Below are 26,092 nucleotides of genomic sequence, written 5' to 3'. Positions count from 1 at the left end.
CGGCTACCTGTTTGTTACTGTCCGGTAGTGATTCGGGCCGGGGCTGTGTTCGTCGTAGTGTCTTTGGGGTTTGTCATCAGTTGTCTCACAACTGGTTTGGCGCATGCCGACGACTGGTATCCGTACTACAACGAGGACGAGTACACCGCGTTCTACACACCACCGAATCCGTTGCCGGACGTTCCGCCGGGTGATCTGGTGCGCACCGAGCCGTCCCGATTGGTGATCGAGCCGTCCGGTCAGATCGGTAGGCTCAACGCCACTGGCACGCGCGTCATGTACCGCAGCACGGACGGCCGAGGCAATCCGAATGTGGTCACCGGCACCTACTTCGAGCCGTTCAACTCCTGGCCGGGACAGGGCCCGCGCCCGCTGATCGTGTTCGGTCCCGGAACGCAGGGGCAGGGCGACCAGTGCGCACCGTCGCGGCAGTTCAACCAGGGCATCCACTGGTCGCCATATCTGGACATCATGGTCAACTACGAGTCCGGGTTCGTGAACACCATGGTGAACCGCGGGTTTGCGGTCCTGATGACCGACTACGAGGGTCTGGGCACCATCGGTACGACGCATACCTACGTCAACCGGCTGTCGCAGGGGCACGCCATGCTCGACGCGGCGCGAGCCGCTGGCAAGTTGCCGGGCACTTCGCTGACACCCGGTGGGCCCGTTGCCTTCTGGGGCTACTCGCAGGGCGGCGGGGCAGCCGGTTCGGCCGCCGAACTGGCGTCGGCCTACGCGCCCGAACTCAATGTCGTCGGCACCTACGCGGGCGCTCCGCCCGCCGACCTTGTCGACCTGATCCCGTACGCCGACGGCAGCGCGCTGGTCGGGGTGATCGGCTACGCGCTCAACAGCGTCATGCAGGGCTACCCGGAGGCCGCGCCCAAGATCCGGGCGCTGCTCACCCCGCGCGGGATGGACTTCGTCGACAAGACCAGGGATCAGTGTGTCGGGGAGACGGTCACGAAGTTCATGTTCCGGCACCTGCAGCCCTACTTCAACCATCCGATCCCGGAGTTGTTGAACGACCCGCAGTTCCGCGGGATCTTCGATCTGCAGAAGCTCGGCACGCTGAAACCCAATGCCCCGGTGCTGCTCAACAGCAACCGCTATGACCCGCTGGTGCCCTATGCGCCGGTGGTGCAACTCGGCAAGGACTGGTGCGCCAAGGGCAGCGATATCGAGTTCCGCACCAACGAGGGTCCGCCGATCTTCAACAAGCTGGTGATCAACCACGCGCTGCCGATGGCGGTCGATGGTGAACCGGCCTTGCAGTGGGTCGCCGACCGGTTCAACGGGGTGCCGACGGCACCGAACTGCGGGCAGTTCTAAGGTCGAATGTGTTGTCGGTGGCGGGATCGGGGTGATTACCCGTCACCTTCTGCGCGTGGGGCAAGGGGGGATATGTCGGGCGATGTCGCCGCATTGGGATCACAGGCGCTTGTGCTGTATGGGCAGGGCCGGGTGGCCGAGGCGCTGACATTGGCCTGGCAGACGGCCACCGCCCATCCCGATTCGGCTCTGGCGCAGTACACCTACGCCAGCCTGCTGCGCGAGTCCGGGCGCGACGGCGACGCCTTGGCGGTCGTCGATGAGGCGTTGCGGTTGAGTCCGGCCTTCCCGGATGCGCTCGTGCTGCGCGGGGATCTGCGGCGCTCCTTGTCCGGTGCCCATGAAGCCGAGGCCGACTACCTGCAGGCGCTGCGCCTGCAGCCCGAACATGCGCTGGCGGTGCACAATCTGGCGGTCAACAGACTGCGGATGGGCACCGCCACCGAGGCGGTGCGTGGGCTGCTGGAGGCCGGTCGGCTGGACCCTGGCCTGGCGCCGCTGGCGCTGGGGAACATCACCCTGGCGGTCACCCGGGTATTGCGCTGGGCGACGGCGTCGGTGGTCCTGCTGGCTGCGGCGCTGATCGTGGTGACAGCGATGTATGACGAGGGATTGCCGTCCTTGTTGCCCCGAGTGCTCGCCGTCATGCTGACGCTGCCGTTGATCACCGCGATCGTCTGGACCTTCCGTACGGTGCCCGCACCGGCACTGCGAGTGGTGCTGCGCAAGCAGTTACTTCTCGGCGTGCGTCTTGCATTCCTGGCCGTGGCCGTCATCGCCGGTCTGGTCACCGCCGTCGGCGCGCCGAGTCTGGCCGGCGTCGCCGGGCCCTTGCTGCTGATCGGCATGGTGGGCCTGACGGTGCTGGGCTGGATGACCGGCGCTTAGGCTCGCAGCGTGCTGATTGTGATCGAAGGCCTGGATGGTGCCGGTAAGCGCACGTTGACCGACGGGCTGCGCGCGGCGTTGGAGGCCGGCGGGAAGTCGGTCGCCACCCTGGCCTTCCCGCGCTACGGCGCATCGGTGCACGCCGACCTGGCGGCCGAGGCGCTGCACGGTGCGCATGGCGATCTCACCGATTCGGTGTACGCGATGGCGACGCTGTTCGCGCTGGACCGCGCCGGCGCGAGGGACGACGTCGAGCGGCTGTCGGTCGGCCACGACGTCGTGATCCTGGACCGCTACGTTGCCTCCAACGCCGCCTACAGCGCGGCCCGCCTGAATCAGGGCATCGAGGGCGAGGTCGTCGACTGGGTGTATGCCCTGGAGTTCGGCAGGTTCGGGTTGCCCAAGCCGGATTTTCAACTGCTGCTCGACGTTTCGGTCGAGCAGGCCGACCAGCGCGCGCGCAACCGTGCGGAGCAGGACGCCGACCGGGCACGCGACGCGTATGAACGCGATCGCGGCCTGCAGCAGCGGACCGCCGCGGCCTATGCGGGCCTGGCGGCCGCGAACTGGGCGGGTGCGTGGGTGGTCGTGCCCCCGGATGTCGACCCGGCGGAGCTTGCCGCGCAGTTCTAGCCGCGACGACGCTCGGCGGATAACCCCGAGACACCCGCGTGGCACCCCGGTTTTGTCGCCTTGTGGTGACACCATGGTCACCATGAGGCAACGGATCCTGGTCGTCGATGACGATCCCTCGCTGGCTGAGATGCTCACCATCGTGCTGCGCGGGGAGGGCTTCGACACCGCGGTCATCGGAGACGGCACCCAGGCGCTGACCGCCGTCCGTGAATTGCGGCCCGATCTGGTGCTGCTCGACCTGATGCTGCCGGGCATGAACGGTATCGACGTGTGCCGCGTGCTGCGCGCCGACTCCGGTGTGCCGATCGTGATGCTGACCGCCAAGACCGACACCGTCGACGTGGTCCTCGGGCTGGAATCCGGTGCCGACGACTACGTGATGAAGCCGTTCAAGCCGAAGGAACTGGTGGCCCGGGTGCGGGCCCGGTTGCGGCGCAACGACGACGAGCCCGCCGAGATGCTGTCCATCCATGACATCGAGATCGATGTGCCCGCGCACAAGGTCACCCGCGCCGGTGAGCAGATTTCGCTGACACCGCTGGAGTTCGACCTGCTGGTGGCACTGGCGCGCAAACCGCGTCAGGTGTTCACTCGTGATGTGCTGCTCGAGCAGGTGTGGGGCTACCGGCATCCCGCGGACACCCGGTTGGTGAACGTGCATGTCCAGCGGCTTCGGGCCAAGGTCGAGACCGACCCGGAGAACCCGCAGGTGGTGTTGACCGTTCGAGGAGTGGGATACAAGGCCGGACCTCCGTGATCGGTGGGCCCGCGGTCGGGCGGCGCTCGTGATCTGGGGTACGCGACGCCGGGTCCGTAGCCGTTTCCGAGGCCCGTCCCCGATGCTGCGCGGGTTGGGCGCGGTGGGCCGTGCGGTCAGCTACGCCTGGCGCCGGTCGCTGCAATTGCGGGTGGTGTCCCTGACGCTGGGACTCTCACTCGTGGTCATCATGGTGCTCGGCTTCGTGCTGACCAGCCAGATCACCGACCGCATCCTGGAAGTCAAGGTGCGCGCCGCCACCGAGGAAATCGAGCGTGCCCGCGACACCGTGGGCGGCATCGTCGGCGGTGAGGAGACCCGCTCGCTGGACAGCAGCCTGCAACTGGCCCGCAACACCCTCATCGATCGCAAGGCGGACTCCGGGCCGGGACTCGCCGGCGCCTACGACGCGGTGCTCGTCGTCCCCGGCGACGGTCCCCGCGCGGCCACCGCCGCGGGCCCGGTCCAGCAGGTGCCTGAGGCGCTGCGCGACTTCGTGCAGGCCGGGCAGGTCAGTTACCAGTACGCGACCGTGCACACCGACGGGTTCTCCGGGCCGGCGCTGATCGTCGGAAGTCCCAGCACCTCGTCGGTCACCAATCTTGAGCTGTACCTGATCTTCCCGCTGAACAACGAGGAATCCACCATCGCCCTGGTGCGCGGCACGATGGTCACCGGTGGCATCGTGCTGCTCGGGCTGCTGGCCGCGATCGCTCTGCTGGTGGCCCGCCAGATCGTGTTGCCGGTGCGCTCGGCATCCAGGATCGCCGAACGCTTCGCCGAGGGGCATCTGACCGAACGCATGCCGGTGCGCGGTGAGGACGACATGGCGCGGCTGGCGGTCTCCTTCAACGACATGGCCGAGAGCCTGTCCCGTCAGATCACCCAGCTCGAAGAGTTCGGAAACCTGCAGCGCCGCTTCACCTCCGATGTCAGCCATGAGCTGCGCACCCCGCTGACCACGGTGCGGATGGCCGCCGACCTGATCCACGACCACAGCGACGAGCTGGATCCGGCGCTGCGCCGCTCGACCGAACTGATGGTCAACGAACTCGACCGCTTCGAGACGCTGCTGGCCGACCTGCTGGAGATCTCCCGCCACGATGCCGGTGTCGCCGAACTGGCGGTGGAGGCGGTCGATCTACGTTCCACCGTGCAGAGCGCCCTGGACAACGTCGGTCACCTTGCGGCCGACGCCGGCGTGCAGCTCGATGTGGACATGCCGACCGACGGGGTGATCGCCGAGGTCGATCCGCGCCGGGTGGAACGCATCCTGCGCAACCTGATCGCCAACGCCGTCGACCATGCCGAACGCAAATCGGTGGAGATCCGGATGGCCGCCGACGAGGACACCGTCGCCGTCACCGTCCGCGATCACGGTGTCGGGCTGCGTCCCGGCGAGGAAAAGCTGGTATTCAGCCGCTTCTGGCGCTCCGATCCGTCGCGGGTCCGCCGCTCCGGGGGCACCGGGCTGGGGCTGGCCATCAGCATCGAGGACGCCCGGCTGCACCAGGGCCGCCTGGAGGCGTGGGGTGAGCCGGGCAAGGGCGCCTGTTTCCGGCTGACCCTGCCGCTGGTGCGCGGCCACAAGGTCACCACGAGTCCGTTGCCGCTCAAGCCGGCCGGGCTGTCGGGCGGATCCACCGGACCGCAGGCGCGGGTCAAGGATCCCGCGCTCCGGCGCGACCGTGAGTCGGAGGGGGTATGACACCCGCCGTGAGGGCCTTCTGCCTGGCCGTGGCCACCGTGCTCGCCGTCACCACCGCCGGCTGCGCCGGAGTGCCGAGTTCCTCTGCGCCGCAAGCGATCGGGACCGTCGACCGGCCCGCGCCGCCGAGCCTGCCCACGCCGACGCCCGGTATGGAGCCCGACGTGCTGTTGCGCGAATTCCTCAAGGCCACCGCCGATCCCGCCAACCGGCACCTGGCCGCCCGGCAGTTCCTCACCGAATCCGCCTCGCGGGGCTGGGATGACGCCGGTAGCGCGTTGTTGATCGACCGCGTGGTCTTCACCGAGACGCGTCGGCCCGACCTGGTCACGGTGAGCATGCAGGCCGACATCCTCGGCTCGCTCTCCGAGCTCGGGGTGTTCGAGACGGCCGAAGGGGCGCTGCCGGACCCCGGCCCGATCGAACTGGTGAAGACCCCCGGAGGCTGGCGCATCGACCGGCTGCCCAACGGAGTCTTCCTGGACTGGCAGCAGTTTCAGCAGACCTACAAACGCAACACCCTCTACTTCACCGACCCCACCGGAAACACCGTGGTGCCCGATCCCCGCTATGTCGCGGTCGCCGATTCCGATCAGCTGGCCACCGAACTGATGAGCAAGCTGATCGCCGGACCGCGACCCGAGATGGCGCGCACCGTACGCAACCTGCTGGCCGCACCACTGCGGCTGCGCGGCCCCGTGACCCGCGCCGACGGCGGCAAGACCGGGGTGGGCCGCGGCTACGGCGGTGCCCGCATCGAGCTGGAGAATCTGTCGACGACCGATCCGCACACCCGCCAACTGCTTGCCGCGCAGATCATCTGGACGCTGTCGCGGTCCGGTATCAACGGCCCGTATGTGATCAATGTGGACGGCACGGCCCTCGATGACCGTTTCGCCGAGGGCTGGGACACCGCCGACGTGGCGGCCACCGATCCGGGTGCGGCCGACGGCGCAGGCGCGGGCCTGCACGCCCTGGTGGGCGGATCGCTGGTGTCGTTGGACGGCCAGCGTGCGCCCCGGGTGCCGGGCCCGTTCGGGCAGATGCCCGATCAGGTGTCGGCGGCGCTGTCGCGTTCCGGGCAGGAAGTGGCCTCGGTGATGGTGTTGCGACGGGGAGCGCCGGATATGGCGTCCTCGTTGTGGATCGGCCCGATCGGCGGTGCCGCCGGCCAGGCCCTGGACGGCCGCACCCTGACCCGGCCCAGCTGGTCGCTCGACGATGCCATCTGGATCGTGGTCGACGGCGTCAACGTGGTCCGGGTGTTGCAGGACGCATCGGGGCAGCCCGCCCGCATCCCGGTGGACTCGACTGCGCTGTCGGCCAGGTTCCCCGGCGCCATCACCGAATTGCAGCTGTCCCGCGACGGCACCCGGGCGGCCATGGTGATCGACGGGCGGGTGATCCTGGCCGGGGTGGAGCAGACGCCCGGCGGTGGGTACGCCCTGACCTACCCGCGCCGGCTCGGGTTCGGGCTGGGGGACACGGCGGTCTCGCTGTCCTGGCGCACCGGCGACGACATCGTGGTCACCCGTACCGACGGTGCCCATCCGGTGTCCTACGTCAACCTCGACGGCGTGAACTCCGACGGGCCCAGCGGGAACCTGGCCGGCCCGGTGACGGTGGTGGCGGCGAACCCGTCGACGGTGTACGTCGCCGACCGGCGCGGGGTGTTGCAGCTGTCCGGTTCGGCGGCCGACGATGACCTCGCCTGGTCGGAGGTGCGGCCGTTGATGATCGCCGGCGCGCTGCCGGTGCTACCGGGCTGATCCTGGGGCGAGCGAAGCGACGGGGTGGTTACCCCTGCGCCGCACGCTGTTTGGCGACGAACCCGATCGACATGCGCTGTAGCAGCCCCGGGGCGTAGCGGGCGAATCGCCACGCCATGCGCGCCTGCCGTGGCCAGACCAGCAGCGCCTTGTTGCCTTCGATGGCTTGCAGGGTGTCGGCGGCCAGGTCGTCGGCTGAGGCAAACTTCGTGCTGCGCTGGCCCATCCGGTAGAAGTCCCGGCCGACGAAGCCGCCGACCGAGCCCTTGTCCAGGATCGGCGTCTCGACGGCGGTCGGGCAGATGGCCAGCACCCCGACCCCGCGGCCGGCGGCCTCGGACCGCAGCGCCAGGGAGAGCCCCACGACGGCGTGCTTGCTCATCACATAGCTGGTGATCTGTCCGGCGGCGGCCAGACCCGCCATCGACGCGGTGTTCACGATGTGGCCGTGGCCCTGTCGCACCATCACCGGGTAGGCGGCCGCCACCCCGTGCACAACCCCGCGGATGTTGACGTCGATGATCGCGTTCCACTGGTCCAGGGTCAGCAGTTCGGTGTCACCGCCCCAGGTGATGCCGGCGTTGTTGAACATCAGGTCGATCCGCCCGGCACGGTCGACCACCTCGTCGACACATTCGGCGACCGCGGCGGCATCGGTGACGTCGAGCCGGCGCCACCGGGCGCCGAGGGGTTCGGCGGTGCCTGCCGCCGCCGCTTCGTCGATATCTGTGCACACGACCTCGGCGCCGGCCGCGGTCAGGGCGCGGCACAGGGCCGCGCCGATGCCGGATCCGGCTCCGGTCACGATGGCCTGCTTACCCGTGAACATGCCGAAATGGTAACCGTAATGGCAACGGTAGGCGCCCGCATGCCCCCTTTGGCGCCGAAACTCGCGTACCCGGTGTTCCCGCCGGCGGATTCACCCCGGGTACGCGAGTTTCGCCAAGGTTGGACCCGGATCTGTCGGAGGGGCGGCGCACACTTCGGCCATGCTGCTGGACCTCATCCTCCCGCTGGAGTGCGGCGGCTGCGCTGCGCCGTCGACGCGGTGGTGCCCGGCCTGTGCGGGGCTGCTGGCCGCCGGCGCGGCCGAACCCCGGCTGGTGACACCGCGCCTGGACCCCGGGGTTCCGGTGCTGTCGCTGGGTCGGTACGCCGCCGCCCGCAGGCAGGCGATCGTCGCGGTCAAGGAACACGGCCGAGCCGATCTGATCGCCCCGCTGGCCGGTGCCCTGCACACCGGCCTGGCCCGGCTGCTCGGCTGGGGACTGCTCGACGCGCCGCTGACCCTGGTGCCCGCCCCGACCCGGCGGATGGCCGCACGCAGGCGCGGTGGTGACCCCGTGACCCGGGTGGCACTCGCGGCGGTCGCGGATCTGCCCGGTATCACCGTGGTGCGCGCGCTGCGCCTGACCGGTTTCGCCCGGGACTCCGTGGGCCTGTCCAGCGCGGACCGGCAGCGCAATCTGGCCGGCCGGGTGCGGCTGCTGCGGCCGGTGCCCGGACCCGCCGTGGTGGTCGACGACGTCGTCACCACGGGTGCGACCGCCTGTGAGTCGGTACGTGCCCTGCAAACCGCCGGAGTGGAGGTGCACGCGGTGCTGGCGCTGTCCGATGCATGAAACCGGCGGGAAAACAGCCCGCTCTATTGCTGGGAGATGAAGACTTCAAAACAGGTCTGCGAAATTGGTGGCACAGTCAGGTGAACACGGACTACCGTCGGGTCCAACAACCCGTGTTTCTCACGGCGGCACCCGGTACGGGCGCCCGTGCGGTACCGGGACTGCCTAGTGCGGTTGGAGGTGATTACTCGACACCTGACGCCGGCGGGCGCAGCGACATGCAACGTGCCGACGGCGTATTTGACACGATCCCGGGCACGCGATGCGCGTGCGACTTCCGACAGAAACGAGTTGTCAAGCATGTCAACGAATTCCGTGGAAACCAACAACTCCACCATGGTCCTCGAGGACCGCGACCAATCGACCGATGCGCCGGTGCTCAACGCCGATGTCGTCGTCAAGGGACGCAACGTCGAGGTTCCCGACCATTTCCGGGTCTACGTCTCGGAGAAGTTGTCGCGGTTGGAGCGTTTCGACAGGACCATCTACCTGTTCGACGTCGAACTCGACCATGAGAAGAACCGGCGCCAGCGCAAGAACTGTCAGCACGTCGAGATCACCGCACGCGGCCGTGGCCCGGTGGTGCGTGGCGAGGCCTGCGCAGACAGCTTCTACGCGGCCCTGGAGTCGGCGGCAAGCAAACTCGAAGCACGACTGCGCCGCAGCAAGGATCGTCGCAAGATCCACTACGGGGACAAGACACCCGTCTCGGTACACGAGGCCACCGCGGAACTGGCAGCAGTCGACGAACCCGCACCGCAGGACCCGTTCGCCGTCGAGCCCGACCACGAACCCGGCCGCATCGTGCGCACCAAAGAGCACGAAGCCACGCCCATGAGCATCGACGACGCTCTCTACGAGATGGAACTCGTCGGGCACGACTTCTTCCTTTTCCACGACAAGGAATCCGATCGGCCCTCGGTGGTGTACCGCCGTCACGCCTACGACTACGGACTCATTCGGCTGGCCTGAGCCGGCCGCCCTTGCGCGAGCCCTCGGCGGAGAAGCCGGGGGCTCGCTGCATGCCCGGGCGCGCCCGCAGGACACTTTCAGGCAGCGATTTCTTTCGGTCGCCTACGATGGATTAGCGGCAGGAAGGTGCGCGGCGACCGGATCGGTCAGTCACGTCGCCCGGGCCGGCACTATTCATCAACCCACAGGGGAAATAGCGTGCTCGATAAGTTGCTCCGTCTCGGTGAAGGCCGCATGGTCAAGCGGCTGAAGAAGGTGGCTGACTACGTCAACACCTTGTCCGACGATGTCGAGAAGCTGTCAGACGCCGAACTGCGTGCCAAGACCGACGAGTTCCGCAAGCGGGTCGACGGCGGCGAAGACCTCGATGACCTGCTGCCCGAGGCCTTCGCGGTGGCCCGCGAGGCGGCCTGGCGGGTGCTCGGACAGAAGCCCTTCGACGTCCAGTTGATGGGCGGTGCGGCACTGCACTTCGGCAATGTCGCCGAGATGAAGACCGGTGAGGGCAAAACCCTGACCGCGGTGCTGCCGGCCTACCTCAACGCCCTGGCCGGCAAGGGCGTGCACCTGGTCACCGTCAACGACTACCTGGCCAAGCGCGATAGCGAGCAGATGGGCCGTATCCACCGGTTCCTGGGTCTCGACGTCGGGGTCATCCTGTCCGGCCTGACCCCCGATGAGCGCCGCGTCGCCTACGGCGCCGACATCACCTACGGCACGAACAACGAGTTCGGCTTCGACTACCTGCGCGACAACATGGCCCACTCCGTTGCGGAGATGGTGCAGCGCGGCCACAACTACGCCATCGTCGACGAGGTCGACTCGATCCTCATCGACGAGGCCCGTACCCCGCTGATCATCTCGGGCCCGGCCGACGGCGCCTCGCACTGGTACAGCGAGTTCGCCCGGCTGGCGCCGTTGATGGAGAAGGACGTCCACTACGAGGTGGACCTGCGCAAGCGCACCATCGGCGTGCACGAGCTGGGGGTGGAGTTCGTCGAGGATCAGCTCGGTATCGAGAACCTCTACGAGGCCGCCAACTCGCCACTGGTCAGCTACCTGAACAACTGCCTCAAGGCCAAGGAACTCTTCCTGCGCGACAAGGACTACATCGTGCGCAACGGTGAGGTCGTCATCGTCGACGAGTTCACCGGCCGCGTGCTGGTGGGCCGGCGCTACAACGAGGGCATGCACCAGGCCATCGAGGCCAAGGAGCACGTCGAGATCAAGGCCGAGAACCAGACGCTGGCGACGATCACGCTGCAGAACTACTTCCGGCTCTACGACAAGCTCGCCGGCATGACCGGTACCGCCCAGACCGAGGCGTCCGAGCTGCATGAGATCTACAAGCTCGGCGTGGTCTCCATCCCGACCAACCGGCCGATGGTCCGCGAGGACCAGTCCGACCTGATCTACAAGACCGAGGAAGCCAAGTACATCGCGGTCGTCGACGATGTGGTGGAGCGCTACGAGAAGGGCCAGCCGGTCCTGATCGGCACCACCTCGGTCGAGCGATCCGAGTACCTGTCGCGCCAGTTCACCAAGCGCAAGGTGCCGCACAACGTCCTCAACGCCAAGTACCACGAGTCCGAGGCCCAGATCATCGCCGAGGCCGGGCGGCGCGGCGCCATCACCGTCGCGACCAACATGGCCGGCCGCGGTACCGACATCGTGCTGGGCGGCAACGTCGAGTTCCTCGCCGATCTGCGGCTCAAGGAGCAGGGGCTGGATCCGGTCGCGACCCCGGACGAGTACGAAGCCGCCTGGGAGCCGATGGTCAGCAAGATCAAGGCCGAAGCCAAGGCGGAGGCCCAGGAGGTCATCGCCGCCGGTGGCCTCTACGTGCTGGGCACCGAGCGCCACGAGTCCCGCCGCATCGACAACCAGCTGCGCGGCCGTTCCGGCCGTCAGGGCGATCCGGGCGAGTCCCGCTTCTATCTGTCGCTGGGCGACGAGTTGATGCGCCGCTTCAACGGCGCGACCCTGGAGACGCTGCTGACCCGGCTGAACCTGCCCGAGGATGTGCCGATCGAGGCCAAGATGGTCACCCGTGCCATCAAGAGCGCGCAGACCCAGGTCGAGCAGCAGAACTTCGAGGTCCGCAAGAACGTCCTGAAGTACGACGAGGTGATGAACCGGCAGCGGACCGTCATCTACAAAGAGCGCCGGATGATCCTGGAGGGCGAGAACCTGGCGCAGCAGGCCCACGACATGATGGTCGACGTCATCACCGCCTATGTGAACGGGGCGACGGCGGAGGGCTACTCCGAGGACTGGGACCTGGAGAAGCTGTGGGAGGCGCTCAAGACGCTGTACCCGGTCGGTCTCGATCACCACGACCTGATCGACTCCGATGCCGTCGGCGAGCCGGGGGAGCTGACCCGCGAAGAGCTGCTCGACGCCCTGGTCAAGGATGCCGAGCGGGCCTACGCCGCGCGCGAGGAACAGATCGACGCCATCGGTGGCGAGGGCGCGATGCGTCAGCTGGAGCGCAATGTGCTGCTCAACGTGATCGACCGCAAATGGCGTGAACACCTCTACGAGATGGACTACCTCAAGGAGGGCATCGGCCTGCGCGCGATGGCCCAGCGCGATCCGTTGGTCGAGTACCAGCGCGAGGGCTACGACATGTTCGTCGCGATGCTCGACGGCCTCAAGGAGGAGTCGGTCGGGTTCCTGTTCAACGTCGCGGTCGAGGCCGCCCCCGCCCCGGCCGCACCCCAGGCGGCGCCGATGGCCTCCGGGTTGGCCGCGTTCGCCGCCGCGGCGGCCGAGAAGGCGTCCGCGACAGCAGCGGACGCAGCGCAGAGCCAGGTGGCCACCAAGGAACGCCCGGCCGGTGTGCAGGCCAAGGGTATCGGTGGCAGTGGTAAGCCCGCGCTGACGTACTCCGGACCGGCCGAGGACGGATCCGCCGAGGTGAAGCGCTCCGGTCCCGCCGCCGCAACCACCGGCGGGACCCGCAAGGAACGCCGCGAGGCGGCGCGCAAGGGCCGCAAGCGCTGACCGCGTCAGCCGATCTGTAGCGCCACCACCTGCCACCGTCCCGCGACGAGTTCGACACGGGCGGCGATGGCCCGCACCCTGGGCCCGCGCGTGTAGGTGGCGAACACCTCGGCGGCGTCCACCTGGGCATCGGCGGCTGCTGCGATGCTGCGCAGCCGGATCCGGCGCAGCACCGCCGCGCCGCCGGCCTGCGGTACCCGCGCCAGCGTTTGCGTGATGTCGATCAGCGGCGGTGCCAGCAACCCGCGCAACTGGGTCACCGGGCGCCGACGGTCCACCACCTCCAACACACGCCGCAGGGTGGCATCGGCGAACATCACCGCCGCCTGGGGCGCCGGAACCTCGCCGACGACCGCGGGCAGGCGGTGCTGCCGGGGCGGGCGCGGGCGCAGCGTCGGCGGATGCGGCGCCGGGCGGCCGGCACCCAGCACCGGGGGCTCGCAGTCGATGATCGGCGAGGTCACCGCGGCATGCGTAGCGGCGGTGGGGTGCGGCGGTTCGGGATGGGATACGTGAGACACGGGCTCTCCAGCGGGCACGGAAACGGACGGGACGGCTGCTGGAGAGGCACAGTCATATCGATGATCGCACGTGTCGGCGGGGCTTCGGTGCACCCATGATGCGCACTGCTGACGATGACCGATACGGTGACGGGGAATCAGCACCGGGTGAGGGGAGGACGCTGTCGCGATGGTGACGAGGCTGTCGGCATCCGATTCGGCGTTCTATCGCTTGGAGAACAGTTCGACCCCGATGTATGTCGGGTCGCTGTCCATCGTGCGCAAGCCGCGCGGCGGACTGAGCTATGAATCCGTACTGGCCACCGTCGAGCAGCGGCTGCCGCAAATTCCGCGGTACCGGCAGAAGGTTCGCGAGGTCAGCCTGGGGCTGGCCCGGCCGGTCTGGGTCGACGACACCGATTTCGACATCACCTATCACGTCCGGCGCTCGGCGCTGCCCTCACCGGGAAGCGATGCGCAACTGCATGATCTGATCGCCAGGATCGGCTCCCGGCCGATGGACAAGTCCCGTCCGCTCTGGGAGATGTACATCGTCGAAGGCCTCGCCCGCAACCGGATCGCCATCTACACCAAGTCGCATCAGGCGCTCGTCAATGGCATGTCGGCGCTGGAGATCGGGCACGTCATCGCCGACCGCACCCAGAAGGCGCCCGAATTCGGCGAGGACATCTGGATCCCCGCCCGCGAACCCAGCGACAGACAACTGTTCGTCGCGGCTCTCGGGGAGTGGGTCACCCGGCCCACCGCGCAGGTGGCCGCGGCGCGCTCGGCGGTGCAGGAGATGGCCACCAATGCCGGAGCGCTCGTCGACGCCGGGCGCCGCATCGCGGATGTCGCACGCACGGTGGCCCGCGGGACCGCCCCGAGCAGCCCGCTGAACACCACGGTGTCGCGCAACCGGCGGTTCACGGTGGCCGCGCATCCGCTGGAGGACTACCGCGCGCTGCGGGCACGCTACGAATGCGACGTCAACGATGTCGTGTTGGCCGTGGTGGCCGGCGCGCTGCGCAACTGGTTGCTGTCCCGCGGAGAGCCGGTGACGGCGACGTCGACCGTGCGCGCGATGGCGCCGAATTCGGTGTATCCCGACGCCGAGATCGATTCGGCCGGACCGGGTCAGGCCATCAGTGAGGTCTCGCCGTTCCTGGTCGATCTGCCGATCGGGGAGGGCAATGCGGTGGTGCGACTGTCCCAGATCGCGCATGCCACCGAATCGCATTCCACCGCCGCGAGTTTGGTCGACGCCCGCACCATTGTGACGCTGTCCGGATTCGCGCCGCCGACTCTGCACGCGATGGGCATCCGGGTTGCGACGAGCTTCTCCGCGCGTCAGTTCAATTTGCTGATCACCAATGTGCCCGGTGCGCAGAAGCAGATGTACATTGCCGGCACCAAGCTGCTGGAGTCCTACGCGGTGCCGCCGCTGCTCACCAACCAGGTGCTCGCGATATCGGTGACCTCGTATAACGGCATGTTGTACTTCGGGATCAACGCCGATCGCGACGCCATGAGTGACGTGGACGTGCTGCCGGCGTTGCTGCGCGAGTCGCTGGACGAATTGCTGGAATCGACGCGCTGACACCCGCGGTGGAAGTTGACTCGATCCGCCGATCGCGATGTGATGGGTCGACCATGTCTATTAATTCGCCTAGCGAAGAATCCGCTGCCAAGCCCCAATTGGACGTCATTCCGCACCCGGTGCTCGACGTGCCGATAGATGAAGAGGCACTGGTCAAAGAGGGCCGGTTGGACCTCGTCGTCTTCGGTGTCACGGCCGCCATCGCGGTCGGATTCCTGGTCTGGGGATTCATCGACACCGCATCGCTGGCCGCCGCATCCGGTGACGCCCTGGGCTGGGTCATGACGAACACCGGTTGGCTGTTCACCCTGATGGCGTCGGGCTTCGTGCTGTTCGTGCTGTGGATCGCCCTCGGGAAGTTCGGCAACATCCCGCTCGGCCGTGATGACGAGGAACCCGAGTTCCGCACGGTGTCCTGGATTGCGATGATGTTCAGCGCCGGTATGGGGATCGGTCTGATGTTCTTCGGTGTCGCAGAACCGCTGGCGCATCTGGTGTCACCGCCGCCGGGAACCGGCGCCGAAGGCGGGCCGGAGTCGGTCCAGAATGCCATGGCCACCACGCTGTTTCACTGGACCCTGCACCCCTGGGCGATCTATGCGGTGGTCGGTCTGGCCATCGCCTACGGCGTGTACCGCAAGGGCCGTTTCCAACTGATCAGCGCGGCGTTCGAACCGCTGATCGGCGATCGCGCGCACGGCGGTTGGGGCAAGGTCATCGACATGCTGGCGATTTTCGCCACGCTGTTCGGCTCGGCAGCGTCACTGGGGTTGGGCGCGTTGCAGATTCGCGGTGGGCTGCAGATCGTGGGCGGTCTCGGTGAAACCGGCAACGCGGTCCTGATCGGGATCATCGCGGTGCTCACCTGTGCGTTCGTGTTGTCCGCGGTGTCCGGTGTCGCGCGCGGTATCCAATGGTTGTCGAACTTCAACATGGTGCTGGCGTTGCTGCTGGCAGCATTCGTATTCATCGTCGGGCCAACGGTTTTCATCCTCAACCTGATCCCGACCTCGATCGGCAGCTACTTCCAGGATCTGGCGATGATGGCGGCGCGCACCGGTGCCGAGGGTGCCGAGACGGAGGCCTGGCTGGGTTCCTGGACCGTCTTCTACTGGGCGTGGTGGATCTCCTGGACGCCTTTCGTCGGCATGTTCATCGCGCGGATCTCGCGCGGGCGCACCATCCGGCAGTTCGTCACCGGGGTGCTGCTGGTGCCCAGCCTGGTATCGCTGGTCTGGTTCTGTGTCTTCGGTGGGGCGGCGATCAAGGCCCAGCAGGGGGGTGCGAACCTGGCCGGTGAGGGTACGACGGAGGGGCAGCTGTTCGGGTTGCTCGCCGAGTACCCGCTGGCGACCGTGTCGACCATCGTGGTGATGGTGCTGGTCGCGGTGTTCTTCGTCTCCGGCGCCGACGCGGCGTCCATCGTGATGGGCTCGCTGTCCGAACGCGGCACCATCGAGCCGCACCGCAAGACGATCATTTTCTGGGGTGTCGCCACCGGTGCCGTCGCCGCGGTGATGTTGCTGGTCGGTGGTTCCGATGCGTTGACCGGGCTGCAGACCATCACCATCGTGGCGGCCCTGCCGTTCATGCTCGTGATGATCGGGCTGGCGGTGGCGCTGGTCAAGGATCTGCGCCAGGACCCGATGATGCTCCGCCGCCAGTACGCGGCCGAGGCGGTGAACTCGGCGGTGATCTCGGGTGTCACCCAGCACGGTGACGACTTCGTCATCTCGGTGGAGAAGGACCCCGACGCGGACCCGGATGCCGAGGCGACCGTGGGGGCGGGTGAACGCGGCGGCGGCTAACCTCGCCTGGTGCGTGTCTACATACCGGCCACCCTGGCGATGCTGCAGAAGTTGGTGGCCGACGGGTTGATCCATGCCCGCAGCGGCACGGCCTTCGCGGTCACGCCGACGCTGCGTGAGTCCTACGCCGAGGGCGACGACGACGAACTGGCCGAGGTGGCGCTGCGGGAGGCCGCCCTGGCATCGCTGCGCCTGCTGGCGGCAGAGGGGGAGTCGACCTTGCCGCCCCGGCGGGCGGTGCTCGTGGTCGATGTCGCGGAGGCGACGGCCCGGCCCGACCTCGACGATGCGGTGGTGCGGTTGGCAGGACCGGTGCCGCTGACGGATGTCATCGCCGCCTATGTGGACAATGCCGCGGCGGAGACCGTGGTGCTGACCGCCGTCGGGGTGGTCGACGAAGCCGACCTCGGAGACGAGGACGCGGAGCTTGCTGTGGGTGATGCGCAGGACCATGACCTGGCTTGGTACGCCCCGCAGGAGTTGCCCTTTCTGCTTGAGCTGCTGTGACGTAAGTCGCATCCAAGCTGGGCATAAATTCACTACGCCTGCGTAAGTTACGGTACCGTAGGTTGCGTGGCGAAGAGTGAAATCAAGGTCTCGGCAAAAGTAGCCGACACGGTGCGTCCCCAGATCGCGGGTGCAGACCGTCACCGCGGCTGGCACGCACTGCGCACCATCGCCGGCCGGATCACCACTCCGCTGTTGCCGGACGATTATCTCAAGCTCGCCAATCCGCTGTGGTCGGCACGTGAACTGCGTGGCCGGGTCATCGAGGTGCGCCGCGAGACGGAGGACTCGGCGACCCTCGTCATCAAACCGGGCTGGGGCTTCTCGCTGGACTACGAGCCCGGGCAGTACGTCGGGATCGGCCTGCTGGTCGACGGCCGCTGGCGCTGGCGCTCCTACTCGTTGACCTCGACCCCCCTGCGCGGCGGTCAGGACAAACGTGGCGCGCGCACCATCACCATCACCGTGAAGGCGATGCCGGAGGGCTTCCTGTCCACTCACCTGGTCGGTGGCGTTGAGCCCGGCACGATCGTGCGGCTGGCCGCACCACAGGGCAACTTCGTCATGCCCGACCCGGCTCCGGCCTCGGTGCTGTTCCTGACCGCGGGGTCGGGCATCACCCCGGTGATGTCGATGCTGCGCACCCTGCAGCGCCACGATCAGATCACTGACATCGTGCATGTGCATTCCGCGCCGACCGAGTCCGATGTCATGTTCGCCGACGAGTTGAAGCAACTGCACGACGCGCATCCGGGCTACCGGATGGAATTGCGCACCACGCGCACCCAGGGCCGGCTCGATCTGTCCCGCCTGGACGAGGTGGTTCCCGATTGGCGTGACCGTCAGGCCTGGGCGTGTGGCCCGGAGGCCATGCTCAACGACGCCGAGCGGGTCTGGGCCGAGGCGGGCCTGCCGACGAATCTCCACCTGGAGCGCTTCGCGGTGACCCGTGCCGCACCGCACGGCACCGGCGGCACCGTGACCTTCGAGCGCAGCGGCAAGAGTGTGGCGGCCGACGCCGCGACATCCTTGATGGAAGCCGGCGAGGGCGCCGGAATCCAGATGCCGTTCGGGTGCCGGATGGGCATCTGCCAGTCATGTGTCGTGGGTCTCGTCGAGGGCCACGTGCGCGACCTGCGCACCGGGGTGGAGCACGAACCGGGGACCAGGGTTCAGACCTGTGTCTCCGCGGCGTCCGGCGACTGCACGCTGGACGCATAGACTTTACTGGCTAGTAACCTACGGTTGCGTAGGTTACGGTATCGTAGGAACGGAAGGAGGGCCGAGAAGTGGCTATTACCGACGTACCGGCGTTCACGCATCTCACCGATGCGGATATCGAAACGCTGGGTGCTGAGCTCGACGCGATCCGCCAGGACATCGAAGATTCGCGGGGCGCCAGCGATGCCCGCTACATCCGCCGCGCGATCGCCGGTCAGCGTGCGCTGGAGATCACCGGCCGCCTGTTGCTCGCCGGAAGCTCCAAGCGGGCCTTCTGGTGGGCGGGAGCGTCGACCCTGGGCGTGGCCAAGATCATCGAGAACATGGAGATCAGCCACAACGTCATGCACGGTCAGTGGGATTGGATGAACGATCCCGAGATCCACTCCTCGACCTGGGAGTGGGATACCACCGGGGCTTCGAAGCACTGGCGTTTCACGCACAACTTCATGCACCACAAGTACACCAACATCCTGGGCATGGACGACGATGTGGGCTACGGCGTCATCCGCGTCACCCGCGACGCGCGGTGGAAGCCGATGAACCTGGGGAACCTGTTCTACAACACCTTGCTCGCGGTGCTGTTCGAGTGGGGTATCGGTCTGCAGCACCTGGAACTCGGCAAGATCTTCAAGGGCCGCGATGACCGCAAGGCGACCATGGCGCGCGTCAAGGAGTTCGGCGTCAAGGCCGGCCACCAGGTGGCCAAGGACTACGTGGTGTGGCCCGCACTGACCTCGCTGTCGCCGGGAGCCACCTACAAGTCGACGATGAAGGCCAACATCGTGGCCAACATCATCCGCAACATCTGGACCAACGCGATCATCTTCTGCGGCCATTTTCCCGATGGTGCCGAGAAGTTCACCAAGACCGACATGGTCGGCGAAAGCCGCGGCCAGTGGTACCTGCGCCAGATGCTGGGCAGCGCCAACATCAGTGGCGGCCGGGTGCTGGACTTCATGAGCGGCAACCTGTCCTACCAGATCGAGCACCACCTGTTCCCGGATCTGCCGAGCAACCGGTACCGCGAGATCTCGATCAAGGTGCGCGCGCTGTGCGACAAGTACGACCTGCCCTACACCACGGGGCCGTTCCTCGTGCAGTACGGCAAGAGCTGGCGCACCATCGCGAAGCTGTCGTTGCCGGACAAGTTCCTCACCGACACCCGCGACAACGCACCCGAAACGCGTAGCGAGCGGATGTTCGACGAGCTGGAGGGTTTCGGTGTCACCGATCCCGCCACCGGTAAGCGCCGTGGTCTGAAGACCGCGATCGCCACGGTGCGCGGCTGGCGGCAGGGCAAGATCGCCGCATAGCTCAGCAACCCCATGCCGCGAGCGTGCGTGTCTGTTCCAGACATGCCGCTCGCGGTTCGGCGTTTACGCACCCTCGCGTCTCAGTATCCGGCCTCATTGAGGGTGCCGAGCAGCAGCCGTGCCGCGGCGACGCGGCCCGCGGCCGGCCCGGTCAACGTGTCCAGCGCGCACTCTGGATCGGCGGGGGCGCCCAGATGCCCACAGCCGCGCGGACATTCGTCGACCGCCTCGGCCAGGTCGGAGAAGGCCTGCACCACGTCATCGGCGCTCACATGGGCCAGGCCGAACGAGCGGATACCCGGGGTGTCGATCACCCAACCGGACGCCCGCAACGGCAGCGCCACCGACTGACTCGAGGTGTGCTTGCCCTTGCCGACACCGGACACGTCGCCGGTGGCCCGTTCCGCCTCGGGCACAAGACGATTCACCAGGGTCGACTTGCCCACTCCGGAATGTCCCAGCAGCACGGTCACTTTCCCGGTCAGCAGCGGCGCCACCACATCGAGCGGATCGTCGCGCCCGGCCGTCACCACCTGCAGATCCAGATCGGCGAACTGCGCCGCGAACGGTTCCGGGTCGGCAAGGTCGGATTTCGTCAGGCACAGGATCGGCGCCAGCCCGCCGGTGTAGGCGGCGATCAACGCCCGCTCCACGAACCCGGTGCGCGGCGGCGGATCTGCCAGCGCCACCACGATCAGCAGCTGATCGGCATTGGCCACCACCACCCGCTCGGCGGGGTCGGTGTCATCGGCGGTGCGGCGCAACACCGTTCGGCGATCACCGCGACGCACGATGCGGGCCAGGGTGTCCGGTTTGCCGGACAGGTCGCCGACGATGCTCACCTCGTCACCCACGACGATGGGTGTGCGGCCCAATTCTCTGGCGCGCATGGTGGTGACATGCCGGTTCGGGTCCCCGCCGAGGGCGCATCCCCAGCGGCCGCGGTCGACGGTGACGACCATGGCCTCCTCGGCATCGGCGTGGTCGGGACGGGTCTTGGTACGCGGACGCGAACCCTTGCCCGGGCGGACCCGGACATCGGACTCGTCGTACTCGCGAGACCTCAAATCGTGCCCAGCATGTCGGCCCACATCCCCGGGAAGTCCGGCAGCGTCTTGGACGTCGTCGCGATGTCCTCGACCTGCACGCCGGGCACCCGCAGTCCGACGATCGCACCCGCGGTGGCCATCCGGTGATCGGCGTACGACCGCCACACACCGCCGTGCAGCGGTGTCGCGGTGATCTGCAGACCGTCCGGCGTCTCGGCGCACCGGCCGCCCAGGCCGTTGAGCTCCGCGCTCAGTGCTGCCAGCCGATCGGTTTCGTGCCCGCGCAGGTGGGCGATACCGCGCAGGGTGGACACCGAACCGGGGGCGGCGAGCGCGGCCAGCGCCGCGACCGCCGGGGCCAGTTCACCGATATCGTGCAGGTCGATGTCGATGGCCCCGTAACTCGGTGCACCTTGCGCTTGTAAGTGAGAATCTGTCTGTTGGACAACGACATTCACCCGGGACAGCAGATCCAGGATGGCGCCCGAGGGCTGGATGCTGTGCGCGGGCCACCGGCTGATCCGCACCGTGCCCGCGGTGACGGCGGCGGCGGACAGGAACGGGACCGCGTTGGACAGGTCGGGTTCGATGTCCCAGTGCCGGGCGGCGACGGCGCCCGGATCGACCCGCCAGCGGTTGGGCGTGCTGTCGTCGACGGTGACGCCGGCGCCGCGCAGCATCGCCACCGTCATCGCGACGTGGGGCGCCGACGGCACCGACTCGCCGGTGTGCACGACGGTCAGACCGTCACGGAAGGTGGCACCGGCCAACAAGAGTCCCGAGACGAACTGCGATGACGCCGACGCATCGATGTGGACTTCACCGCCGGCCACCGAACCCGTACCGCGCACCTCGAACGGCAATCCGGCGCCGTCGATGTGAACGCCCAGGCCGCGCAGCGCGTCCAGCAGCGGCGCGATCGGGCGGGCCCGGGCCTGCTCGTCCCCGTCGAAGATGACGGTCTGGGTGCTCAGCGCGGCGACGGCGGGCAGGAACCGCAGCACGGTGCCGGCCAGTCCGCAGTCGATGCGGGTGCCCGCGGCGGGAGCGATGGCGCCGCGTGTGGTCAGCTCGGTGCCGTCGCCGCTCACGGTCACGCCCAGCGCCCGGACCGCATCGATCATCAGGTCGGTGTCGCGGCTGCGCAACGCGCCGCTGATGCTGGTGGCCCCCTGCGGGGCGGCCAGCGCGGCCAGCACGAGCGCCCGGTTGGTCAGCGATTTCGACCCGGGTACCGCCACCGTGGCGTCCACGGGTCCGGTCATCGTCGGTGCCGGCCAGTTGTTCACGGCCTCTATCCTGCCTGGTATGTGTGGGCGATTTGCGGTGACCACCGACCCGGCGTTGTTGGCGGAGAAGATCAAGGCACTCGACGAGACCGTCGAGGCCGCCAAAGACGGTGGTCCCAACTTCAACGTGGCCCCGACCACCACCATCAGCACGGTGGTCAAGCGGCATGATCACGCCCCGTCGCTGCGCTCGCCCGGCTCCGAACCCGACGACGAGTCGACGCGGCGGCTCCGTTCGATGCGCTGGGGCCTGATCCCGCCGTGGGCCAAGACCGGCGAGGACGGTGGCCCCGATACCAAGAAGGGCCCGCTGCTGATCAACGCGCGGTCCGAGACGCTGACCACGTCACCGGCGTTCCGTGGGTCGGCCAAGAGCAAGCGCTGCCTGGTCCCGATGGACGGCTGGTACGAGTGGAAACCGAACCCGGCGGCAGACGGCAAGAAGGCGTCCAAGACGCCGTTCTACATGTTCGCCGGGGACGGTGAACCGCTGTTCATGGCGGGGCTGTGGTCGACCTGGCGGCCCAAGGAGGCCGACAGGGAGGCCCCACCGCTACTGAGTTGCACCATCATCACCACCGACTCCGCCGCGCAGCTGGCCGATATCCACGACCGGATGCCGTTGACCATCAGCGCCTCGGACTGGGACCGCTGGCTGGATCCCGATGCCCCCATCGACGAGGGCCTGCTGCGCGGGCACGGCGATCTGGACCGCATCGAGATCCGGGAGGTGTCGCGGTTGGTGAACAGTGTCCGCAACAACGGTCCGGAATTGATCGAGGCCGTCGCGCCCGAAGCGGGCCTGTTTTGACCCTCGGACCGGTGGTGATCGATGCCCTCGGCGCCGATCTGCGGGCGGCCGGGTACACCGTGGACGGGGTGGCCGAACTGCTGGGCGCCGACGTGCACGCCGCGCTGGGCCGGGGTGTGTGGTGGCCGGCGCTCCGTGTGACCGGGGACGACCCGCTGTCGACGCTGGTGCGGCTGTTCCTGCTCGGCGCCCAGGTGCCCCGCGGGCATCTGCTCGAGGTCTTCACGCGGGTGCCGCTGGACGCGCTGGTGGCCGGTGGCGTGCTGGAACTGGCCGACGGCACCGTGCGTGCGGCGCTCGACATCCGCCCGCACTCCGACGGCGCCCGGGACTTCCTGGTGGTCTCCGATCAGGACGCCGCGCTGCGCGGCGCGCCGTTGCGGCGCGACCACGTGCTCGGTATCGGCGGTGCATCGATGTCGCTGGCCCGCGCCGTCATCCGCACCCCGGTGCGGCGGGCCCTGGATCTGGGCACCGGGTGCGGGATCCAGGCCCTGCACCTGGACGGACACTGCGAGCAGATCGTCGGCACCGACACCAACGAGCGGGCGCTCAAGTTGGCGGCGGCCACCGCACGCCTCAACGGGATGTCCTGGGATCTGCGTTCCGGCAGCCTCTTCGAGCCGGTCGAGGGGGAGCGCTTCGACCTGATCGTGTCCAATCCGCCCTTCGTCGTCGGCTCCGGTGCCAGTGATTACATCTACCGGGATTCCGGTGTGGCCGGGGATGACCTGTGCCGCAGTCTGATCGAGCAGGTCGGTGATTACCTCAACCCCGGTGGCACGGCCCAGATCATGGCGAACTGGATTGTCCGCGAGGGTGATTGGCGCGACCGCGTGCGTGATTGGCTGGCGGACACCGGCCTGCACGCCTGGGTGGTGCAGCGTGAGCTGGCCGACCCGGTGAGCTATGTGTCACTGTGGCTGGCCGACGCCGGCGAGAGCCCGGACCAGACGGCGCGGCGCGGCGGCGCCTGGCTGGACTGGTTCACCGAACAGGGCGTCACCGGGATCGGTATGGGACTGATCTGCCTGCGCCGGCCCCGCGACGGCGAGGCGCCCGAGCAGATCCTCGAAGAGATCACCGGCGCGGACGAACTCGTCACCGGCACCGAGGTGGAGGCCTTCTTCGCCCGCCGCGACTATCTGCGCGACACCAGCGACGAGGCTCTGTTGGCGGCGCGGCTGTCCACGGCGCCGGTCTTCCTGGAGCAGCAGTCCCTGCCGGGGCCGCAGGGCTGGCAGCAGGTCGGCGCCGCGGTACGGCGTCCGGGTGGACCGGGCGCGGTGATCGGTGTCGATGAGGTGCTCACCGCGCTGCTGGCGGGCTGTCGGGGCGAGGTGCCGTTGGGCGCACTCATCGCCCTGCTCGCCGCCCACCACGGGGTGCAGGCCGACGCGCTGGCCGACGCGGCGCTCCCGGAGGTCCGCGACGCGATCGGGCGCGGGATCCTGTACCAGGCGCGGTGACTAGCGCCGCCGCGCCGCCACCACCGCATAGGACGCCTCGAAGGTGACCCCGTCGGCGGTGGCGTAGCGCTCGAATGCCGCGGTGAACGCCTCGGTCAGCCGGACGCGGGTTTCCTCGTCGGAGCGGGTGAACAGGTCCACATGCATGGGGGACTCATCGGTGACGAACACCACGGCGTCCTGTACGGACCCGAATTGCCAGGCGTGCTTACCGTGTTCGATGAAGATCTCGTCGAAGTCGTCGGTCAGGCGGGTGGTGACGATATCGGGCTCGCCCCACTGGTCCGGTGAGTATTGCGTGACCGGCGGCGTGCCCAGCACATCGATGATCGGGTTGTAGAACGGATTGTCGGTGTCGCGCACCCAGGTGGAGAATCCGAAGAAACCACCCGGGCGCAGCAGCCTGGCGATCTCGGCGACCTGGCTGACCGGTTCGACGAAGATGATGCCCATGTTGGACACCACCGCGTCGAAAGCCGCATCGGGCAATCCGGTGGCAGCGGCGTCGGCGGCGACCCACTGCACCGCATCGCCGCCGGCCTTGTCGGCGGCGATGGCCAGCAGTTCGGGCGTCAGGTCCACCCCGGTGACCTGCGCGCCGGCCGCGACGGCCGCCAACGCGGCGTTACCGGTACCGCAGGCCAGATCGGCGACGACGGCACCGTCGAGCGGGCGCAACCGGTCGACGGTCTCGATCAGCCGGACGGAGATGGGCGCGATGCGTTGGGCGACGGCCTCGTACCGTCCCGCAGACCAGATTGACACTCGGCCAGCCTATGCCACGATGACGTAGTGGCAGCTCTGTCCGTCACCGCACCACCGCTGCCCCGGCCGGTGCTGGTCGGCCAATTCTGGGGCGATCTCACCTTCGTGCACTGGCCGGTGCGCCCGGACAGCGTCGCTCACCTGTTTCCGGACGGCACCCGCCCGGATGTCTTCGACGACGGTTTCACCTATGTCGGGCTCATCCCGTTCGTCATGCGCCGCACCGCGCTGGTGGACCGGGTGCCGCTGCCGTTCTTCGGCGCCTTCGCCGAGACCAACGTCCGGTTGTATTCGGTGGATGACGCCGGGCGCCACGGCGTGCTGTTCCGGTCCCTGGAGACCGAGCGGCTGGCTGTGGTGCCGCTGACCCGGATCGGGCTGGGGGTGCCCTACACCTGGGCGAAGATGCGAGTGACCCGCTCCGGCAACCGGATCTGCTATACGAGCGTAAGACGTTGGCCGCGAAGGGGATTGCGCAGCACGCTGAAGGTGACCATCGGCGCGCCGCTGCAACCGACGCCGCTGCAGGTGTGGCTGACCGCGCGCTGGGGTGCGCACACGCGCAAGGCGGGTCGCACCTGGTGGGTGCCCAACGACCATCGCGAATGGCCGCTGTACGCGGCCGAGATCGAGGACCTGCGCGACGATCTGGTCACTGCGAGCGGTACCGCCGTGGCCGGTACCCGGCTGCCCGCGATGTTCTCACCCGGGGTGGCGGCCCGGTTCGGTAAGCCCGTGCCGGTGCGCTAGGAGTTCTCCAGCAGTTCCAGTACGGCCGGGGTCACCTCGTCGGCGCCGGCGGCGAACTCGTCGTGCCTTTCGATGACCTTCTGTACGAACGGGCATACCGGCACGTAGCGCATCCCGGCGTTCGACGTCTCGGTCAGCGCGGTCTGGATCAGATTGCCGCCCAGTCCCTTTCCGCCGAATCGCTCGCCGATCTCGGTGTGATGGAAGATGCGCTGCCGGTCGTGGTCGACGTATTCGGCGAAGCCGGCGATTTCGTCACCGTCGTAGATCTCGAAGCGATTGAGCGCCGGTGCGTTCCTGACGATGTCGGTCAT

At 68.1% G+C, this 26,092-nt stretch carries 23 protein-coding genes; 17 read left to right on the top strand and 6 right to left on the bottom strand.

Going from position 1 to position 26,092, the window contains the following annotated elements; all coding sequences use genetic code 11:
* Window positions 1-27 precede the first annotated feature (27 nt).
* The 6 genes from EXE63_RS07460 (at window position 28) to lpqB (ending at window position 7,093) form a co-directional block, all read left to right on the top strand.
* Window positions 28-1,335 (top strand): lipase family protein, encoded by a 1,308-nt coding sequence (locus EXE63_RS07460; RefSeq protein ID WP_210000368.1) that lies wholly within the window; start codon window positions 28-30, stop codon window positions 1,333-1,335.
* A gap of 72 nt (window positions 1,336-1,407) precedes the next feature.
* A complete protein-coding gene (locus EXE63_RS07455) occupies window positions 1,408-2,223 on the top strand; it encodes a tetratricopeptide repeat protein (RefSeq protein WP_168141403.1) in 816 nt (271 codons plus the stop codon).
* 9 nt (window positions 2,224-2,232) lie between these two features.
* Window positions 2,233-2,856, top strand: coding sequence for a dTMP kinase (locus EXE63_RS07450; RefSeq protein WP_168141402.1), 624 nt, complete (start codon window positions 2,233-2,235; stop codon window positions 2,854-2,856).
* Between the two features lie 73 nt (window positions 2,857-2,929).
* Window positions 2,930-3,616: a two-component system response regulator MtrA gene (gene mtrA, locus EXE63_RS07445; RefSeq protein WP_149443495.1), complete on the top strand. Its 687-nt coding sequence runs from the start codon at window positions 2,930-2,932 to the stop codon at window positions 3,614-3,616.
* A gap of 82 nt (window positions 3,617-3,698) precedes the next feature.
* Window positions 3,699-5,324, top strand: coding sequence for an MtrAB system histidine kinase MtrB (mtrB, locus tag EXE63_RS07440; RefSeq protein ID WP_436277743.1), 1,626 nt, complete (start codon window positions 3,699-3,701; stop codon window positions 5,322-5,324).
* Window positions 5,321-7,093, top strand: a complete 1,773-nt coding sequence (lpqB, locus tag EXE63_RS07435; protein WP_168141400.1) for an MtrAB system accessory lipoprotein LpqB — start codon at window positions 5,321-5,323, stop codon at window positions 7,091-7,093. Before mtrB ends, lpqB begins: the two co-directional genes overlap by 4 nt.
* A 28-nt stretch (window positions 7,094-7,121) precedes the next feature.
* On the opposite strand, the gene EXE63_RS07430 is transcribed toward lpqB, so the two are convergent.
* Entirely contained in the window at window positions 7,122-7,922 is an 801-nt protein-coding gene (locus EXE63_RS07430; protein WP_168141399.1) for an SDR family NAD(P)-dependent oxidoreductase, read from the bottom strand.
* A gap of 163 nt (window positions 7,923-8,085) precedes the next feature.
* Between EXE63_RS07430 and EXE63_RS07425 the strand changes: the two genes are divergently transcribed.
* From EXE63_RS07425 to secA, 3 genes are all read left to right on the top strand, one after another.
* A complete protein-coding gene (locus tag EXE63_RS07425) occupies window positions 8,086-8,715 on the top strand; it encodes a ComF family protein (RefSeq protein ID WP_168145451.1) in 630 nt (209 codons plus the stop codon).
* Between the two features lie 300 nt (window positions 8,716-9,015).
* On the top strand, window positions 9,016-9,687 hold the full coding sequence (gene hpf, locus EXE63_RS07420; RefSeq protein ID WP_168141398.1) for a ribosome hibernation-promoting factor, HPF/YfiA family: 672 nt from the start codon (window positions 9,016-9,018) through the stop codon (window positions 9,685-9,687).
* A gap of 198 nt (window positions 9,688-9,885) precedes the next feature.
* Complete coding sequence (secA, locus tag EXE63_RS07415; RefSeq protein ID WP_168141397.1) at window positions 9,886-12,693, top strand: preprotein translocase subunit SecA; 2,808 nt, start codon at window positions 9,886-9,888, stop codon at window positions 12,691-12,693.
* A gap of 5 nt (window positions 12,694-12,698) precedes the next feature.
* On the opposite strand, the gene EXE63_RS07410 is transcribed toward secA, so the two are convergent.
* A complete protein-coding gene (locus EXE63_RS07410; RefSeq protein ID WP_168141396.1) occupies window positions 12,699-13,214 on the bottom strand; it encodes an Rv3235 family protein in 516 nt (171 codons plus the stop codon).
* A gap of 169 nt (window positions 13,215-13,383) precedes the next feature.
* Between EXE63_RS07410 and EXE63_RS07405 the strand changes: the two genes are divergently transcribed.
* The 5 genes from EXE63_RS07405 (at window position 13,384) to EXE63_RS07385 (ending at window position 19,645) form a co-directional block, all read left to right on the top strand.
* Window positions 13,384-14,793 carry a WS/DGAT/MGAT family O-acyltransferase gene (locus EXE63_RS07405; RefSeq protein ID WP_168141395.1) on the top strand — a complete coding sequence of 470 codons (1,410 nt, stop codon included), beginning with the start codon at window positions 13,384-13,386 and terminating at the stop codon, window positions 14,791-14,793.
* Between the two features lie 53 nt (window positions 14,794-14,846).
* Entirely contained in the window at window positions 14,847-16,601 is a 1,755-nt protein-coding gene (locus EXE63_RS07400) for a BCCT family transporter (protein WP_168141394.1), read from the top strand.
* 6 nt (window positions 16,602-16,607) lie between these two features.
* Entirely contained in the window at window positions 16,608-17,108 is a 501-nt protein-coding gene (locus tag EXE63_RS07395; RefSeq protein ID WP_168145450.1) for a DUF6912 family protein, read from the top strand.
* A gap of 66 nt (window positions 17,109-17,174) precedes the next feature.
* Window positions 17,175-18,329 (top strand): ferredoxin reductase, encoded by a 1,155-nt coding sequence (locus EXE63_RS07390; protein WP_168141393.1) that lies wholly within the window; start codon window positions 17,175-17,177, stop codon window positions 18,327-18,329.
* Window positions 18,330-18,397: 68 nt separating this feature from the next.
* The gene (locus tag EXE63_RS07385; RefSeq protein ID WP_168141392.1) at window positions 18,398-19,645 is read left to right on the top strand and encodes a fatty acid desaturase family protein; all 1,248 of its coding nucleotides are present in this window, start codon (window positions 18,398-18,400) and stop codon (window positions 19,643-19,645) included.
* An 80-nt stretch (window positions 19,646-19,725) separates the two neighbouring features.
* Here EXE63_RS07385 and rsgA read toward each other — a convergent pair whose 3' ends face one another.
* Both rsgA and aroA read right to left on the bottom strand, forming a co-directional pair.
* Window positions 19,726-20,712: a ribosome small subunit-dependent GTPase A gene (rsgA, locus tag EXE63_RS07380; RefSeq protein WP_168141391.1), complete on the bottom strand. Its 987-nt coding sequence runs from the start codon at window positions 20,710-20,712 to the stop codon at window positions 19,726-19,728.
* Entirely contained in the window at window positions 20,709-21,992 is a 1,284-nt protein-coding gene (gene aroA, locus EXE63_RS07375) for a 3-phosphoshikimate 1-carboxyvinyltransferase (protein WP_168145449.1), read from the bottom strand. Before aroA ends, rsgA begins: the two co-directional genes overlap by 4 nt.
* Window positions 21,993-22,002: 10 nt before the next feature.
* Between aroA and EXE63_RS07370 the strand changes: the two genes are divergently transcribed.
* Both EXE63_RS07370 and EXE63_RS07365 read left to right on the top strand, forming a co-directional pair.
* On the top strand, window positions 22,003-22,794 hold the full coding sequence (locus tag EXE63_RS07370; RefSeq protein ID WP_168141390.1) for an SOS response-associated peptidase: 792 nt from the start codon (window positions 22,003-22,005) through the stop codon (window positions 22,792-22,794).
* An 11-nt stretch (window positions 22,795-22,805) separates the two neighbouring features.
* A complete protein-coding gene (locus EXE63_RS07365; protein ID WP_234904410.1) occupies window positions 22,806-24,263 on the top strand; it encodes a DUF7782 domain-containing protein in 1,458 nt (485 codons plus the stop codon).
* On the opposite strand, the gene EXE63_RS07360 is transcribed toward EXE63_RS07365, so the two are convergent.
* The gene (locus tag EXE63_RS07360; protein ID WP_168141388.1) at window positions 24,264-25,028 is read right to left on the bottom strand and encodes a class I SAM-dependent methyltransferase; all 765 of its coding nucleotides are present in this window, start codon (window positions 25,026-25,028) and stop codon (window positions 24,264-24,266) included.
* Window positions 25,029-25,055: 27 nt separating this feature from the next.
* On the opposite strand from EXE63_RS07360, the gene EXE63_RS07355 reads away from it, so the two are divergent.
* A complete protein-coding gene (locus tag EXE63_RS07355) occupies window positions 25,056-25,778 on the top strand; it encodes a YqjF family protein (protein WP_168141387.1) in 723 nt (240 codons plus the stop codon).
* On the opposite strand, the gene EXE63_RS07350 is transcribed toward EXE63_RS07355, so the two are convergent.
* Entirely contained in the window at window positions 25,775-26,092 is a 318-nt protein-coding gene (locus EXE63_RS07350; RefSeq protein WP_168141386.1) for a GNAT family N-acetyltransferase, read from the bottom strand. The genes EXE63_RS07355 and EXE63_RS07350 overlap by 4 nt on opposite strands.

The organism is Mycolicibacterium frederiksbergense, assembly GCF_012223425.1.
GTDB classification, from domain to species: domain Bacteria; phylum Actinomycetota; class Actinomycetes; order Mycobacteriales; family Mycobacteriaceae; genus Mycobacterium; species Mycobacterium frederiksbergense.
This window is presented reverse-complemented; position numbering and strand designations above follow the sequence as displayed.

What these genes read in the sequence shown, in the direction of transcription:
- EXE63_RS07405 (WP_168141395.1), top strand. Translation starts at nt 13,384, where the DNA reads ATGGTGACGAGGCTGTCGGCATCCGATTCGGCGTTCTATCGCTTGGAG.
- mtrB (WP_436277743.1), top strand. Translation starts at nt 3,699, where the DNA reads ATGCTGCGCGGGTTGGGCGCGGTGGGCCGTGCGGTCAGCTACGCCTGG.
- EXE63_RS07400 (WP_168141394.1), top strand. Translation starts at nt 14,847, where the DNA reads ATGTCTATTAATTCGCCTAGCGAAGAATCCGCTGCCAAGCCCCAATTG.
- EXE63_RS07350 (WP_168141386.1), bottom strand. Translation starts at nt 26,092, where the DNA reads ATGACCGACATCGTCAGGAACGCACCGGCGCTCAATCGCTTCGAGATC.
- EXE63_RS07430 (WP_168141399.1), bottom strand. Translation starts at nt 7,922, where the DNA reads ATGTTCACGGGTAAGCAGGCCATCGTGACCGGAGCCGGATCCGGCATC.
- hpf (WP_168141398.1), top strand. Translation starts at nt 9,016, where the DNA reads ATGTCAACGAATTCCGTGGAAACCAACAACTCCACCATGGTCCTCGAG.
- lpqB (WP_168141400.1), top strand. Translation starts at nt 5,321, where the DNA reads ATGACACCCGCCGTGAGGGCCTTCTGCCTGGCCGTGGCCACCGTGCTC.
- EXE63_RS07370 (WP_168141390.1), top strand. Translation starts at nt 22,003, where the DNA reads ATGTGTGGGCGATTTGCGGTGACCACCGACCCGGCGTTGTTGGCGGAG.
- mtrA (WP_149443495.1), top strand. Translation starts at nt 2,930, where the DNA reads ATGGTCACCATGAGGCAACGGATCCTGGTCGTCGATGACGATCCCTCG.
- EXE63_RS07455 (WP_168141403.1), top strand. Translation starts at nt 1,408, where the DNA reads ATGTCGGGCGATGTCGCCGCATTGGGATCACAGGCGCTTGTGCTGTAT.